Below are 13,603 nucleotides of genomic sequence, written 5' to 3' on the forward strand. Positions count from 1 at the left end.
TGGTGCGCGGCCGACCGTCCGCCGTCTGGAGGTTCGATGACCCCGCCGCGCACCAGCATGGACCGTCCTCTGAAGAGAAGGGGCTTTCTCGGTCTCACGGGCACAGCCGCCGCCGGTGCGGTGCTGCTCGGCACCGGCGCCGCACCCGCCGCGGCCGCACCCCTGCGGGTCCCGCGCGACCCGTTCCGGCTCGGTGTCGCATCCGGCGACCCGCTCCCCGACGCCGTCGTCCTGTGGACCCGCCTCGCTCCGCAACCGCTCGCCCCCGACGGCGGCATGCCCGCGCGTCCGGTGCCGGTGCGGTGGGAGGTGGCGCTCGACCAGCGGTTCCGCAAAGTCGTCCGGCGCGGTGTGGAGCACGCCCTGCCCGAGGAGGCGCACACCGTCCACGTCGACGTGCGGGGCCTGCGCCCGCACCACGAGTACTACTACCGCTTCCGCGCCGGCGACGCGGTCTCGCCGGCCGGCCGCACCCGCACCGCCCCGGCACCCGGCACCGCCCCCACCGTGGACTTCGCGTTCGCGTCCTGCGCCAACTGGGAGATGGGGTACTTCACGGCGTACCGGCACATGGCCGACGAGCGCCCGGACGTCGTCTTCCACCTCGGCGACTACCTCTACGAGTACGCGGCCGGGGTCAACGGCGACGTACGCACGCACATCGGCGACGAGATGAACACCCTCGCCGAGTACCGGCAGCGGCACGCCCAGTACAAGACCGACCCGGACCTGCAACTGCTGCACGCGACAGCGCCGTTCGTCGTCACCTGGGACGACCACGAGACCGACAACAACTACGCCGACCTGAGCCCGGAGAACACCGACGCGGGCCAGGGCAACGACACCACAGAGCACTTCGCCGCCCGCCGCCGGGCCGCCTACCGGGCCTACTGGGAGCACATGCCGCTGCGCCGGTTCCGCAAGCCCGTGGACACGGCACTGCCGCTGTACCGCCGCTTCGAGTTCGGCGCCACCGCGACCTTCAGCGTGCTGGACACCCGCCAGTACCGCACGAACCAGCCGTACGGCGACAAGTGGCAGGTCTCCGGTCCGGAGCAGTGGGACCCGAAGGCCACCATCCTCGGCGACGAGCAGCACGCGTGGCTGGAGCGCAGCCTCGGCCGGTCGCGGTCCACCTGGAACGTCCTGCCCCAGCAGATCTACTTCGCCAACTGGGACGCCGTGGCCGGGCCGGACGACGGCGGCTACAACGACGGCTGGGACGGCTACCGCGTCTCGCGCGACCGGGTCCTCGGCTACGTCGAGGAGCGCGGCATCGACAACTTCGTGGTGCTCACCGGCGACGTGCACAGCAACTGGACCAACGACCTCAGGCGTGACTTCGAGCGCCCCGAGACCCGGCTGGTGGGCAGCGAGTTCGTCACCACGTCGATCACGTCGAACGGCGACGGCACCGACTCCCACGACCCGGGCCGGGTGTACTGGGAGGAGAACCCGCACCTCAAGTACTACAGCAACCGCCGTGGCTACGTGCACTGCACCGTCTCCCGGGACCAGTACACCGCCGACTACCGGGTCGTCGACTACGTCAGCCGCCCCGGCGCCCCCGTCCGCACCGACAAGTCCTTCGTGATCGAGGCGGGCGTGCCGGGGGTCCAGCCGGCCTGAGGCCCGGCCCGGTCACCCCGGCAGCAGCTGCCGCACCAGCGCGTCCGCCGCCCAGTGCTCCCAGCGGGCCGGGGTCCAGCCCCGGGCGCCGACCAGCAGGCCGTAGGTCTCGGGGCCGAGGACGGCCAGGGCGACGTCGGCGGCCGAGGCGGCGTCGTGGCCGTCGCGCAGCGTGCCGCCGGCCTTGGCCAGCAGGGCCTCGGCGAAACGGAGTTGCACGGTGTGCCGCTGCCGCCGGTTGAGCCGCCACAGCTCGGCGAGCTCCACGTCGGCGGCAGCGGCCGCGTGCACCACCTCCAGCACGGGGGCGGCACGCTCCAGGACGGCCCGGGCACCCGCCGCCTGCAACGCCAGCTGGGCGGCGGGGTCCGGGGCGTCCAGCACCTCCCGGGCCCAGGGGCGGTCCAGCGTGGCCACCGGATCGGGATCGCCGGCGATCACGGTGTCCAGCAGTTCCTTGAGCAGCGCGCGCTTGGTGCCGAAGGTGAAGTAGACCGTCTGGACGCCGACTTCGGCGGCGCGGGCGATGTCCTCCACGGTCGTACCGGTCCAGCCGCGCTCGGCGAACAGCCGCGCGGCGGCATCGAGCATCCGCTGCCGGGTACGGCGTGCCTTCTCGGCCCGGGGGACGGGGGGCACCATGCCGCCTCCTCTGCGCCGCGCGAGGCGGCAGAGCTTTGACTGTAGTGACACTACAGTGTAGTCACTGGAGTATGACTACAGTGAACTCCGGCGGTCCCACCGGGCGGATCCTGGTCGTCGGCGGCTACGGCGCGGTCGGCGCCACGGTGTCCGCCACCCTCGGCGCGTGGTTCCCCGGCCGGGTGGTCCCCGCCGGACGCGACGAGGCCAGGGCCCGGCGGCTCGGCGGAGTGCGCGTGGACGTCACCGACCCGGACGCCTTCCGCCGCGTACTGGACGAACTGGGCGACGTCGCCGCCGTGGTGCTGTGCGTGGAACCCCCGGACGCGGGCATCGCGCGGATCACGCTGGAACGCGGCGTCCGCCTGGTCGACGTGGCGGCCACCGCCCGTCTCCTCGACGCCGTGACGGACCTGTCCGGCACCGCCGCGGCCCACGGAGCCACCGCCCTGCTCAGCGTGGGAGTCGCCCCGGGTCTCACCAACCTGCTCGCCCGCCGCGCCCACGAGGCAGTCGGCGGCGCCGAACGCCTGGACATCACCCTGCTGTTCGGCACCGGCGAGCGGCACGGCGCCGACGCCCTGCGCTGGACCCTGACCGCGCTGGGCGAGGCCGCCCCGGGCGCGCCGTACCGGACGGACCTGCCGGGACACGGAACCCGGACCGCGTATCCCTTCCCGTTCTCCGACCAGCACACCCTGCGCCGCACCCTGGACGCCCTGGACGTCACCACCCGGCTGTGCCTGGACTCCCGGCCGCTGACCGCGGCGCTCTTCGCGCTGCAACGCACCGGACTGTCCGGCGCCCTTTGCCGGCCACGCGTGCTGCGGCCGCTGACCGGCGCCCTCCACCGGATCCGCCTCGGCGGCGACCGCTTCGCGGTCCGGGTGGATGCCCGGCGCGGCGACCGGCACGCGGTGTACGCCCTCACCGGTCACGAACAGAGCCGGGTCACCGGACTCGTGGCCGCGCACGCCACCCGGGAACTGCTCACCGGCTCGCCCCCGCCCGGCGTCCACCACATCGAACAGCTCCCGGCCCTGGCCCGGCTGCCCGAGTCCCTGGCCGCCCACGGCGTCGTACTGCGGCGCCCGGCACGGCGGGGCGGCGATGACCGGTGACCGGGGTGGAGACCCGGGCGACGTCATCTTGCGAGACAGATCGTCATCGGGGCGGTTACGATGTCGGCGATGATGAACTTCTCCTCGTACGGATTGGGGGAATCGTCCGCGCAAGGTGATTGCTGATGGCACATCACTTCGCGAACGAGCTTCCTTCCCGCCTGTTGATGTGGCAGCGCGTGCGTGAGTACGCCGTGCCACCGTCCATGATCGAGACCGCGACCGCACGGCGTGCGGCCGGTGACTGGGCGGGGGCCTGCGCCGCCGCCCGGATCGACGTCGATCTCGATCTGCGCGCCGTGCGCGACCGCCACGGCACCGACCTCGTCCACCGCCTCCGCGCGGATCTGCGGCGGCTGTCGCCGGATCTGCTCCGCTGGCACATGCCCCGGATCGCCCCCGACGGGCGGCTCAGGCCCGGCCTCACCCTCTCGCTGGCCCGGTACCGGAGCTCCGGCGACCTTCCGCTGGAACTGGTGGTGCGGACACCGCCGGCCTGGGCGGACGCCGGACAGCGGATCTCCCTGGCCCTGTGGGAGGGGTCGGCGAACGGCGCACCGCGGCACCACCCTCATCCCCATCCCGACCGGCGATTCCGGCTCGACCTGCACCGGCATCTGTGGGACGCCGGGCGGAGCGGCGAACTGGCACGGCGGTGCGGGGCGCACGGAGCACCGTCCGCGGCGCCGCCGGACCTGCCCGCCGTAACCGACGCCCCGTGGGCGGTGGGGCGTTGGGCCGCCGAGGCGGAGCTGCTGCTGCGGGCCGAGGGACGTCCGCGCGGGGCGTTCGCCGTGCGGCTCGGTGCCCGCAGCCGCGCCGTCCTCGAACTCGTCGCCCCCGACGACAGCCACGCCCCGGCGTTCCGGCCGCTGCGGGAGGCGCTGCCACCGCAGGAGGCCGCGGCGCTTCCGGTGCTGCCGGAGGCGGCGGCCCGGGTCCTGCCGGACCTGGAGCTGCTGCGGGCCGGGCTGGTCGCGGCCGAGCGGCTGCATCCGCTCGTCGCCGCGGCGCTGCCGGTGTCCGGCCCCGCACCGGTGGCCGGCCCGGCCGCCGAGCCCGGTGACCCGCACCGGGTGGAATGCCGGGGCGAGGTCCACCGGATCGCGCTGCGGGACGGGGTGCTGACGGCCGTCGATCACGACCCGGCCGAACTGCGCCGGGAGGAGCTGCTGGTGGCGCTCGGCGGACCGGCGCTGCCCTGCCTGCGCGCGATCGACGCGGTGCACCGCACTCCGCAGGCACTGCCCGCGGTCCGCGAGCGGCTCCGCCACGGTGACGTCGCCGGGGCGCTGGCCGTGGTCGAGGGTCTGCTCGGTCCCGCCGCGCTCCTGCGCGACGGGCCGCTCAAGGAGGAACTGGAGTCGGCCGCGGAGCGCCGCGTCGACCACGGGCTCTTCCGCTCGGGGCTGGTCGCCGTGCACCCCGCCGCCGGCCGGGAGCACGCGGAGGCGGACCACCGTCCCCGGCTCGACCGCCGTACGCCTCTCGTGATGCGCCGCAAGCGCGCCGGCCGGGGCCGGCCCCGCACCGGCCTGACCCGCTGACCACCGCCGAAGCCCTCACCCGTACCGCGCATTGGGCGCCGTACGCCCCCATGACCTCCGGAACGGGCCGTCCCGTTTCCGTTCCCTTCTCCCACCCCAGGTGACGCCCATGACCCTCAGCACCCTTGTGTCCGCGCCCGCCCCCACGGCCGCCGACACGTCCGGAACCGGCGCCCAGCTCGCCCTCGCCGACGACCTCCTCGCCCTCCTGCGGACGACCACCACCGAGCCGCGCCCCGACGAACAGCTCGACGCGCTCACCCTGGCCGTCGCGGCCGACCTGCCCGTGCTGCTCTGGGGCGAGCCGGGCATCGGCAAGACCGCCGCCCTGACCCAGCTCGCCGCCTCCCTCGACCTGCCGCTGACCACCGTGATCGCCAGCGTCCACGAGCCGTCCGACTTCTCCGGGCTGCCCGTCGTGGGCGACGACCCGGCGGTGCAGGGGGTGCCGATGGCGCCGCCGCAGTGGGCCGTGGAGCTGGTGCGGGCCGGGCGGGGGCTGCTCTTCCTGGACGAGCTGTCCACCGCCACGCCGGCCGTCCAGGCCGCCCTGCTCCGGGTGGTCCTGGAGCGGAGGGTCGGGGCGCTGCAACTGCCGCCCGGTGTGCGGATCGTGGCCGCCGCCAACCCGAGGGCGTCGGCGGCGGACGGATGGGAACTGAGCCCGCCGCTGGCCAACCGGTTCGTCCATCTCCACTGGGTGCACGACCGGGACGTGGTGGTGCGCGGGCTGGGCGGGGTCTGGCCCCGTGCGGAGCTGCCCCGGCTGGTGCCCGAGCGGCTGCCGGAGGCGGTGGCCTTCGCCCGGCGCGCGGTCTGCGGCTTCCTGGAGGTCCGGCCGACGCTGATCCACCGGCTGCCGGGCACCGAGACGCGGCGCGGCGGTGCCTGGCCCTCGCCCCGCAGCTGGGAGGCCGCGCTGACCCTGCTGGCCTTCGGCACGGCGGCCTCCGTCTCCCGCGAGGTGCTGGCGCTGCTGGTGCGGGGCGCGGTGGGGGACGGCCCCGGGCTCGAACTCCTCGCCCACCTGGACCGCATGGACCTGCCGGACCCGGAGACACTGCTCGCCGAACCGGCCTGCGCCGAACTCCCCGAGCGGGGCGATCTGCGCCAGGCGGCGCTGGAGGCGGTGGTCGCCGCCGTCGGGGCACGCCCGGAGCGGGAGCGATGGGAGGCGGCCTGGGCGGTGCTCGTCCGGGCCATGGAGACCGGCGCTCCGGACCTGCTGGTCGCCCCGGCCACGACGCTGGCCTCGCTGCGGCGCGACGACTGGGAGGTGCCGGAGTCGGTGGAGCGGCTGGCCACGGTGATCGGCCTCGCCCGACGCGCGGACCGGTCGGTGGAGAGAGCCACGAGGGCCGAGACCGGGCATGCGACGGGGGCGCGCCGATGACGGCGGCCACGCAGGGCCCCGCATCCGGGTCTGCGGTATCGGGTCCCGTGTCGGGACCCCTGTCTGGGCCTGTGCGGTCGGGTTCGATGCCGGGCCCGGTGTCCGGGTCTGTGCCGTCGGGTTCGATGCCGGGCCCGGTGTCCGGGTCTGTGCCGTCGGGTCCCGTGCCGGGCCCCGAGTCCGGGGCTGCGCTGTCGGGCTCGGTGCCGGGCCCCGTGTCCGGGTCTGCGCCGCCGCGTCCGGTGCCGGGGCCCGTGCCCCGGCCCGCGCCGCCGCGTCCGGTGCCGCGCCCCATGTCCCCGCCCCCGGCGCCGCGCCCGGTAGCGGCCACCCTGCCGGAGCCGCCGACCGGACCCGGCGGACCGGACGGCTCCCCCGGGGCGGCTGGCTCCCGCGGGCCAGACGGCTCCCGCGGACCGGACGGCCGGCCCGGATCACCGCTGGACCTGGAGAAGTTGCTGGCCGCGAGGCTGCACGCGGTGAAGGTCCGGCCCTACCTTGCCGACGCCCTCTTCGCGCTGCACATCGTCGCGGACCGGTCGGTCCCGACGATGGCGGTGGACGCGCACTGGCGCTGCTACGTCTCGCCCGGTTTCGTGGCGCGCACCCCGGTGGAGGAGCTGGCGGGCGTCTGGGTGCACGAGGTCTCCCATCTGCTCCGCGACCACCACGGGCGGGGCGAGCGGTACGCACGGGAGCACGAGGAGTACGGGCCGGGCGAGCGAAGCGAGATGGGGGTCCCCCCGGCCGAAGGCTGGGGGAGGCTGCGGCGGAACATCGCCGCGGACTTCGAGATCAACGACGACATCTACGGCGACGGTCTGCCCCTGCCCGCCGGAGCGGTGCTGCCGTCGCTGCTGCGGCTGCCCGACGGGCTGCTGATGGAGGAGTACCTGCGCACGGCGTCGATGTCCTCGCTCGCCGCGGACCTGGCCTGGCTGGACTGCGGCAGCGGTGCCGACGGCCGGCAGCGGCCGTGGGAGCTGGGTCCCGACGGCGCCCACGGGCTGACCCGGCAGCAGCGCGACGCGGTCCGCTTCCGGGTGGCGGAGGGGATCAAGGGCAGGCCGGGCGACGCGCCGGAGGGCTGGCGCCGGTGGGCGGACGAGGCGTTCCACCCGCCGCAGCCCTGGCGGCAGTTGCTCGGCGCGGCGGTCCGCTCGGCGGCGAGCGCACCGGGGGCGGGCGAGGACCACAGCTACCGGCGTCCGTCCCGGCGCTCGGCGAGCGTCCCCGGCGTGGTGCTGCCGAGCCTGCGCCGCACGCCGCCCCGGGTCTGCGTCGTCATCGACACCTCCGGGTCGGTGAGCGACGCCGAGCTGGGCAGCGCGCTGCTGGAGGTGGCGGCGATCTCGCGCGCGGTGGGCGGACGGCGCGACCTGGTCTCGGTGATCTCCTGCGATGCGGCGGCCGGGATCGCCGTACCGCTGTGCCGTGCCGAGAACATCGAGCTGGTCGGCGGCGGAGGCACCGACCTGCGCTCCGGCTTCGCCCGGGCGCTCCGCTCCCGGCCCCGCCCTGACGTGATCGTCGCCCTGACGGACGGACAGACGCCCTGGCCCTCCGCGCAGCCGTACTGCCGCACCGTCGTCGGTCTCTTCCCCCGTCCCGCCCGCGCCGTGAACGAGGAGGACCCGGACTACGTCCCGGACACCCCGCCGCCCTGGGCGCGGGTCGTCACCATCGGCTGAGGGAAGGGTACGTGGACCGGCCTGGTCCGGGGAGGCGAGCCGCAATCGGGGGGATCAGGCCATCGTCCACCAGGACCCAACAAAGTCCGACGGGGTAATTGATTCGGTTGTGTTCGGGTCCTAGGGTGACCCTGACTCAGTAGCCGCACCATCACCGGCAGTTGCGCCACAACCCCACGTCAACCGCCGTCACAGCACCGAGCGTTGAGCCGCCCCCGAAGCCCACGGAAGGCCACGGTCATGCCGCACTCGCCCGTGTCACCCGCCGAATCCCCGGCCCGTCCCCGCCCGCTGGTCAGCCGCCGCCGTCTCCTGGAGGGCGGTGCCGCCGTGTTCGGCGCGCTCGCCCTGTCCGCGTCGCCCCTCGCCGCGCACGCGGTCACCCGGCGCCCGGTGGCGCAGGACACCCCGGAGTGGAACGACTTCGGCGTCTTCCGGCTCGGCACCGAGCCGCCCCACACCACGCTCATGCCGTACGCCGGCGTCGAGCAGGCACTGGCGGGCGACCGCACCCGCTCGCCCTACCGGCTGAGCCTCGACGGCACCTGGAAGTTCGCCTACGCGGACCGCCCCGACGACCGGGACACCGACTTCCACCGCACCGACACCGACGACAGCGACTGGGAGACCATCCCGGTCCCCTCCGTCTGGCAGCTGCACGGCCACGACTTCCCGATCTACCTGAACATCACCTACCCGTACTGGGGCCCGAACGGCCGGGGCGAGGAACCGCAGCCGCCCGCCGCCCCGACCCGCTACAACCCGGTGGGCCAGTACCGGCGCACGTTCACCGTCCCGCGCGACTGGTCGGGCCGCAGAACCTTCCTGCACTTCGAGGGCGTCAAGTCCGCGCACTACGTGTGGATCAACGGGGAGCTGGTCGGCTACGACGAGGACTCCTACACCCCGAGCGAGTACGACGTCACCGAGCACCTGAAGCCCGGCACCAACCAGATCGCGGTGGAGGTGTACCGCTACTCCGACGGCGACTGGCTGGAGGACCAGGACATGATCCGGCTGAGCGGCATCTTCCGCTCGGTCTACCTCTACTCCACCCCGGCCGTCCACCTGCGCGACTTCAAGCTCGACACCCCGCTGAACGACACGTACACCGAGGCCGAACTGGCGGTCACCGCGAGCGTGCGCGCCTACGGCGGCGACGGCGGCGGGCGGTACACGGTGGAGACCCAGCTGTACGACGCGCGCGGCCACGCCGTCTGGTCCCGGCCGCTGGAGCAGTCCGCCGACCTCGGCACGGTCCGCGCCGGCGAGGACGTCACCGTACGCGCGTCGAAGGCCGTACCCGAGCCGAAGCTGTGGTCGGCCGAGCACCCGAACCTGTACACCGCCGTGCTGCGCCTGAGGGACCCGGCGGGCCGGGTGACCGAGACGCTCTCGCACCGGGTGGGCTTCCGCGAGTTCGCGCTCAAGGACGGCCTGATGCGCATCAACGGCAAGCCGGTCTCCTTCCGCGGCACCAACCGCCACGAGATGCACCCGGCCCGGGGGACGGCGCTCACCCGCGCGGACATGGTCGAGGACATCGAGATCATCAAGCGGATGAACATCAACAGCGTCCGCACCTCGCACTACCCGAACAACCCGCTGTGGAACGAACTCGCCGACGAGTACGGCCTGTACCTGGTCGACGAGACCAACCTGGAGACCCACGGCATCCGCGGCGAGTACCCCGGCGACCACCCCGAGTGGACCGCCGCCTGCGTGGCCCGCGCCCAGAACATGGTCCACCGCGACAAGAACCACGCCTCGGTCGTCATCTGGTCGCTGGGCAACGAGGCCGGCGGCGGCAGCACCTTCGTCGCCATGCGCGACTGGATCCGGTCCTACGACCCCACCCGCGTCATCCAGTACGAGGGCGACGACCGGCCCGCGGTCAGCGACATCCGGTCGGAGATGTACGAGACGCCGCAGCGGGTCGAGCAGCGGGCGAAGGACACCTCCGACACCCGGCCCTACGTCATGATCGAGTACTCCCACGCGATGGGGAACTCCAACGGCAACTTCAAGAAGTACTGGGACGTCGTCCGCCGGTACGACGTGCTCCAGGGCGGCTGGATCTGGGACTTCGTCGACCAGTCCCTGACCTGGCCCACCCCGGCCCGCACGCTGCTGACCGAGACCGGCCCCGGCAGGCTGCGCGGCGAGATCCTCGCCCCCAGCGGCACCTTCGACCCGGGCAAGGGGGTGAGCGGCGGCACGGTCTTCGCCCGCGACGAGCGCCTCGACCTCACCGGCTCGCTGACCCTGGAGGCCTGGGTCACCCCGGACGTGACCGGGTACCACCAGCCGATCCTCGCCAAGGGCGACACCCAGTACGCCCTGAAGCAGACCAACCGGAACCTGGAGTTCTTCATCCACTCCGGTGGCCAGTGGGTCACCGCGAGCTGGGCGCTGCCGGACGACTGGACCGGCCGCGAGCACCACATCGCGGGCGTCTTCGACGCCGAGGCCGGCACGCTCACCCTGTACGTCGACGGCACGGTGAGGGCCACCCGCACCACCACCCGGCGGCCGGCCGTGAACACCGCGCCCCTCGCCCTCGCCACCGACGCCGACGCCCAGACCCGGGAGTTCAGCGGCACCATCCGCCGCGCCCGGGTCTACGCCCGCGCCCTGACCGCCGCCGAACTCGCCTCCGACGGCCGCGGACCGGGCGACGACGGCGTGCGGTTCTGGTTCGACGCCGCCACCGCCGAGGTCACGCGGAAGCGGCCCGCCGACAAGACCTTCCTCGCCTACGGCGGCGACTGGGGCGACAACCCCAACGACGGCAGCTTCGTCGCCGACGGCATCGTGACCGCCGACCGCGGCCACACCGGCAAGGCCGCCGAGATCAAGCGCGTCTACCAGGCCGTCAACGCCGCCCGGTCCTCCGGCGGGGCCCCCGGCGCGGTCACCCTCACCAACGAGTACCTGTTCACCAGTCTGCGCGAGTTCGACGGCCGGTGGGAGCTCGTCGCCGACGGCCGTGTCGTACGGCAGGGCAGGCTCACCCGCGACCAGCTCGACGTGCCGCCGCTGTCCCGGAAGGACATCACGCTGCCGGTCCGCCTGCCGGACGACCCGGAGCCGGGCACGGAGTACTTCCTCCAGCTCTCCTTCACCACCAAGGAGTCCACCAAGTGGGCGAAGGCGGGCTTCGAGGTGGCCCGGCAGCAGCTCCCGCTCGACGCCGGCAGCCCCGCCGTCACCCCCGTGCCCCTCAAGAGCGTGCCGGTGCTGCGCCACGAGGAGCGCGAGCAGGACGTCACGGTGCGCGGCCGGGACTTCTCGGTCACCGTCGACAAGCGCTCCGGGACCATCACGTCGTACGAGGCGAAGGGCACCCGACTGATCACCTCCGGACCCGTCCCCAACTTCTGGCGGGCGCCCACCGACAACGACAGGGGCAACGGGCAGCACACCCGCAACCAGACCTGGCGCGACGCCGGCGCCCGGCGCACGGTGACGGACGTCGCCGTGCGGACCCTCGGCGACCGGGCCGTCGAGATCAAGGTGGGCGGCACCCTGCCGACCACGGTGGAGTCGGCGTACACCACGACCTACACGGTGTTCGGCAACGGCGAGATCAAGGTCGACAACACCCTGCACCCGGGGGCGGCGAACCTGCCGTACATTCCGGAAGTCGGCACCCTGCTGTTCCTGCCGCGCCGCCTGGACCGGCTGCACTACTACGGCCGCGGCCCCGAGGAGAACCACTGGGACCGCAACACCGGCACCGACGTGGGCGTGTACTCCTCCACCGTCGCCGAGCAGTGGACGCCGTACATCCGCCCGCAGGAGAACGGCAACAAGACCGACGTCCGCTGGGTCGCCCTCACCGACGCGCGCGGCGTGGGGCTGCTGGCCTCCGGGGAACCCCTGCTGGAGGTCAACGCCTCGCGGTTCACACCGGAGGACCTGTCGGCCGGGGTGCGCCACGACTACCAGCTGACGCCGAGGGACGAGGTCGTCCTCCGGCTGAACCACCGTCAGATGGGTGTCGGCGGCGACAACAGCTGGGGCGCGCACACGCACGACGAGTTCAAGCTGTTCGCCGACCGCGACTACGCCTACACCTACCGGCTGCGCCCGCTCACCGACGTGGGTGAGGCGATGGCGGCCTCGCGGCGGCCGACGGCGACCGAGTAGCCGTACACCGGCGGACGGGAGCCCGGGTGCGCCGGGCTCCCGTCACGAGCGCTCATCCGGCGCGTCGCTGATCCCGAGCCGCAGGTGCTCCACGTGGTACACGGCCTGGTCGAGCAACTCGGCGACGTGGTGGTCGTGCAGGGCGTACACCACCGACCGGCCGCGGCGTTCGCCCACCACCAGGCCGAGGTTGCGCAGCAGCCGCAGCTGGTGCGAGCAGGCCGACTGCTCCATGCCGACCTCCGCCGCCAACTCGGTGGCGGGCAGCGGGCCTTCCCGCAGTCGGGCGAGGATCAGCAGCCGGGACGGCGTGGACAGGGCCTGGAGCGTGGTGGCGACCTTGGCGACGTTGTCCGCGTCCAGGCGCACCCGCTCGGCGGCGTCCTGCGCGGCGGTGGCGGCTCCGTGACCCATGCGGTCATCTTACGCAGCTGGACGCTCGCCGCACTGCTGGCGTTCCTGGCGGCCCTCGCCCTCGACCTCGACGGCGCCCCCGCCTGGGCGCACGGCCCGCTGTACGCGGTCGCCTACGCCGCCGGCGGCTGGGAGCCCGCCCTGGAGGCCCTGGCCACCGCCCGCACCGCCGACTCCGTGCGCGGCCTGCTCGACCTCGCCCCCGCCACCGCGACGCGTATCGCCGGCGACCGCGAGGAGACCGTCCCCTCGCACAGGACTTCACGGCGCTCCCCGGACGCGGCGTCACCGACCTCGTCGACGGCCACGAGGTGCACGTCGGCCGCGCGGACACCCCCGACGACGACCTCACCACCCTCCAGGTCAGCCGGGACGGCACCCCCGTCGGCACCCTCGCCCTCGCCGACCGGCTCCGCGCCGACGCCGCCCCGGCCACCGCCGCGCTCACCACCCTCACCGGCACCGCCCCCGCCCTGCTGACCGGCGACAACGCCCCCGCCGCCGCCCGCGTCGCCACCGCCACCGGCATCACCGACGTCCGCGCGGACCTGCTGCCCGAGGGCAAGGTCGAGGCCGTCCGCGAGCCGGAGCGGGCCGGCCGCAAGGTCCTCTTCGTCGGCGACGGCGTCAACGACGCCCCGGCCCTCGCCGCGGCCCACGCCGGGGTCGCCACGGGCCGCGCGGGCTCCGACCCGGCGCTGGAGACCGCGGACGCGGTCGTGGTGCGCGACGAGCTGACGGCCGTCCCCGCGGTCGTACGCCTGTCCCGCCTGGTGCAGCAGAACCTGGTCATCGCGGGCACCTTCATCACCGTGCTCGTCCTGCGGGACCTGATCGGGCATCTGCCGCTGCCGCTCGGCGTCGCCGGGCACGAGGGCTCCACCGTGCTGGTCGGCCTCAACGGACTGCGGCTGCTGCGCGAATCCGCCCGGCGATCCGCCGGGGCCCAGGAAGCGTGAGGTCCATGTCGGATTCTCGCCAGCCCCGGCCGCCCGGATCACCCATGCTGGACGC

9 protein-coding genes and 1 pseudogene are annotated in these 13,603 nt (G+C 74.3%); 7 read left to right on the forward strand and 3 right to left on the reverse strand.

Features of this window, described 5'->3' with window-relative positions; translation table 11 throughout:
• The first annotated feature begins 36 nt into the window (after positions 1-36).
• Entirely contained in the window at positions 37-1,629 is a 1,593-nt protein-coding gene (locus tag H0H10_RS05645) for an alkaline phosphatase D family protein (protein WP_223179423.1), read from the forward strand.
• A 12-nt stretch (positions 1,630-1,641) separates the two neighbouring features.
• Here the strand turns inward: H0H10_RS05645 and H0H10_RS05650 are convergent, their stop codons facing one another.
• Positions 1,642-2,271 (reverse strand): TetR/AcrR family transcriptional regulator, encoded by a 630-nt coding sequence (locus H0H10_RS05650; RefSeq protein WP_223179424.1) that lies wholly within the window; start codon positions 2,269-2,271, stop codon positions 1,642-1,644.
• Positions 2,272-2,342: 71 nt separating this feature from the next.
• Between H0H10_RS05650 and H0H10_RS05655 the strand changes: the two genes are divergently transcribed.
• The 5 genes from H0H10_RS05655 (at position 2,343) to H0H10_RS05675 (ending at position 12,175) form a co-directional block, all read left to right on the forward strand.
• Complete coding sequence (locus H0H10_RS05655) at positions 2,343-3,392, forward strand: saccharopine dehydrogenase family protein (RefSeq protein ID WP_223179425.1); 1,050 nt, start codon at positions 2,343-2,345, stop codon at positions 3,390-3,392.
• Between the two features lie 125 nt (positions 3,393-3,517).
• The gene (locus tag H0H10_RS05660; RefSeq protein ID WP_188179711.1) at positions 3,518-4,939 is read left to right on the forward strand and encodes a hypothetical protein; all 1,422 of its coding nucleotides are present in this window, start codon (positions 3,518-3,520) and stop codon (positions 4,937-4,939) included.
• A 109-nt stretch (positions 4,940-5,048) separates the two neighbouring features.
• Positions 5,049-6,332, forward strand: a complete 1,284-nt coding sequence (locus H0H10_RS05665; protein WP_223179426.1) for an AAA family ATPase — start codon at positions 5,049-5,051, stop codon at positions 6,330-6,332.
• A gap of 446 nt (positions 6,333-6,778) precedes the next feature.
• Positions 6,779-8,023, forward strand: coding sequence for a vWA domain-containing protein (locus H0H10_RS05670; protein ID WP_306420935.1), 1,245 nt, complete (start codon positions 6,779-6,781; stop codon positions 8,021-8,023).
• Between the two features lie 240 nt (positions 8,024-8,263).
• Positions 8,264-12,175: a glycoside hydrolase family 2 TIM barrel-domain containing protein gene (locus tag H0H10_RS05675; protein WP_188179713.1), complete on the forward strand. Its 3,912-nt coding sequence runs from the start codon at positions 8,264-8,266 to the stop codon at positions 12,173-12,175.
• 42 nt (positions 12,176-12,217) lie between these two features.
• Here the strand turns inward: H0H10_RS05675 and H0H10_RS05680 are convergent, their stop codons facing one another.
• Both H0H10_RS05680 and H0H10_RS39655 read right to left on the reverse strand, forming a co-directional pair.
• Complete coding sequence (locus H0H10_RS05680) at positions 12,218-12,589, reverse strand: ArsR/SmtB family transcription factor (RefSeq protein ID WP_188179714.1); 372 nt, start codon at positions 12,587-12,589, stop codon at positions 12,218-12,220.
• Between the two features lie 113 nt (positions 12,590-12,702).
• The gene (locus H0H10_RS39655) at positions 12,703-12,897 is read right to left on the reverse strand and encodes a hypothetical protein (protein WP_223179427.1); all 195 of its coding nucleotides are present in this window, start codon (positions 12,895-12,897) and stop codon (positions 12,703-12,705) included.
• On the opposite strand from H0H10_RS39655, the pseudogene H0H10_RS05685 reads away from it, so the two are divergent.
• Positions 12,841-13,548, forward strand: a pseudogene (locus H0H10_RS05685) (HAD-IC family P-type ATPase); the annotation flags it as partial. The gene H0H10_RS39655 and the pseudogene H0H10_RS05685 sit on opposite strands and share 57 nt — an antisense overlap.
• Between the last annotated feature and the right edge of the window lie 55 nt (positions 13,549-13,603).

The sequence above is a fragment of the Streptomyces griseicoloratus genome (genome assembly GCF_014534645.1).
Lineage (GTDB): Bacteria > Actinomycetota > Actinomycetes > Streptomycetales > Streptomycetaceae > Streptomyces > Streptomyces griseicoloratus.

What these genes read in the sequence shown, in the direction of transcription:
- H0H10_RS05650 (WP_223179424.1), bottom strand. Translation starts at nt 2,271, where the DNA reads ATGGTGCCCCCCGTCCCCCGGGCCGAGAAGGCACGCCGTACCCGGCAG.
- H0H10_RS05645 (WP_223179423.1), top strand. Translation starts at nt 37, where the DNA reads ATGACCCCGCCGCGCACCAGCATGGACCGTCCTCTGAAGAGAAGGGGC.
- H0H10_RS05675 (WP_188179713.1), top strand. Translation starts at nt 8,264, where the DNA reads ATGCCGCACTCGCCCGTGTCACCCGCCGAATCCCCGGCCCGTCCCCGC.
- H0H10_RS05665 (WP_223179426.1), top strand. Translation starts at nt 5,049, where the DNA reads ATGACCCTCAGCACCCTTGTGTCCGCGCCCGCCCCCACGGCCGCCGAC.
- H0H10_RS05660 (WP_188179711.1), top strand. Translation starts at nt 3,518, where the DNA reads ATGGCACATCACTTCGCGAACGAGCTTCCTTCCCGCCTGTTGATGTGG.
- H0H10_RS05680 (WP_188179714.1), bottom strand. Translation starts at nt 12,589, where the DNA reads ATGGGTCACGGAGCCGCCACCGCCGCGCAGGACGCCGCCGAGCGGGTG.
- H0H10_RS05655 (WP_223179425.1), top strand. Translation starts at nt 2,343, where the DNA reads ATGACTACAGTGAACTCCGGCGGTCCCACCGGGCGGATCCTGGTCGTC.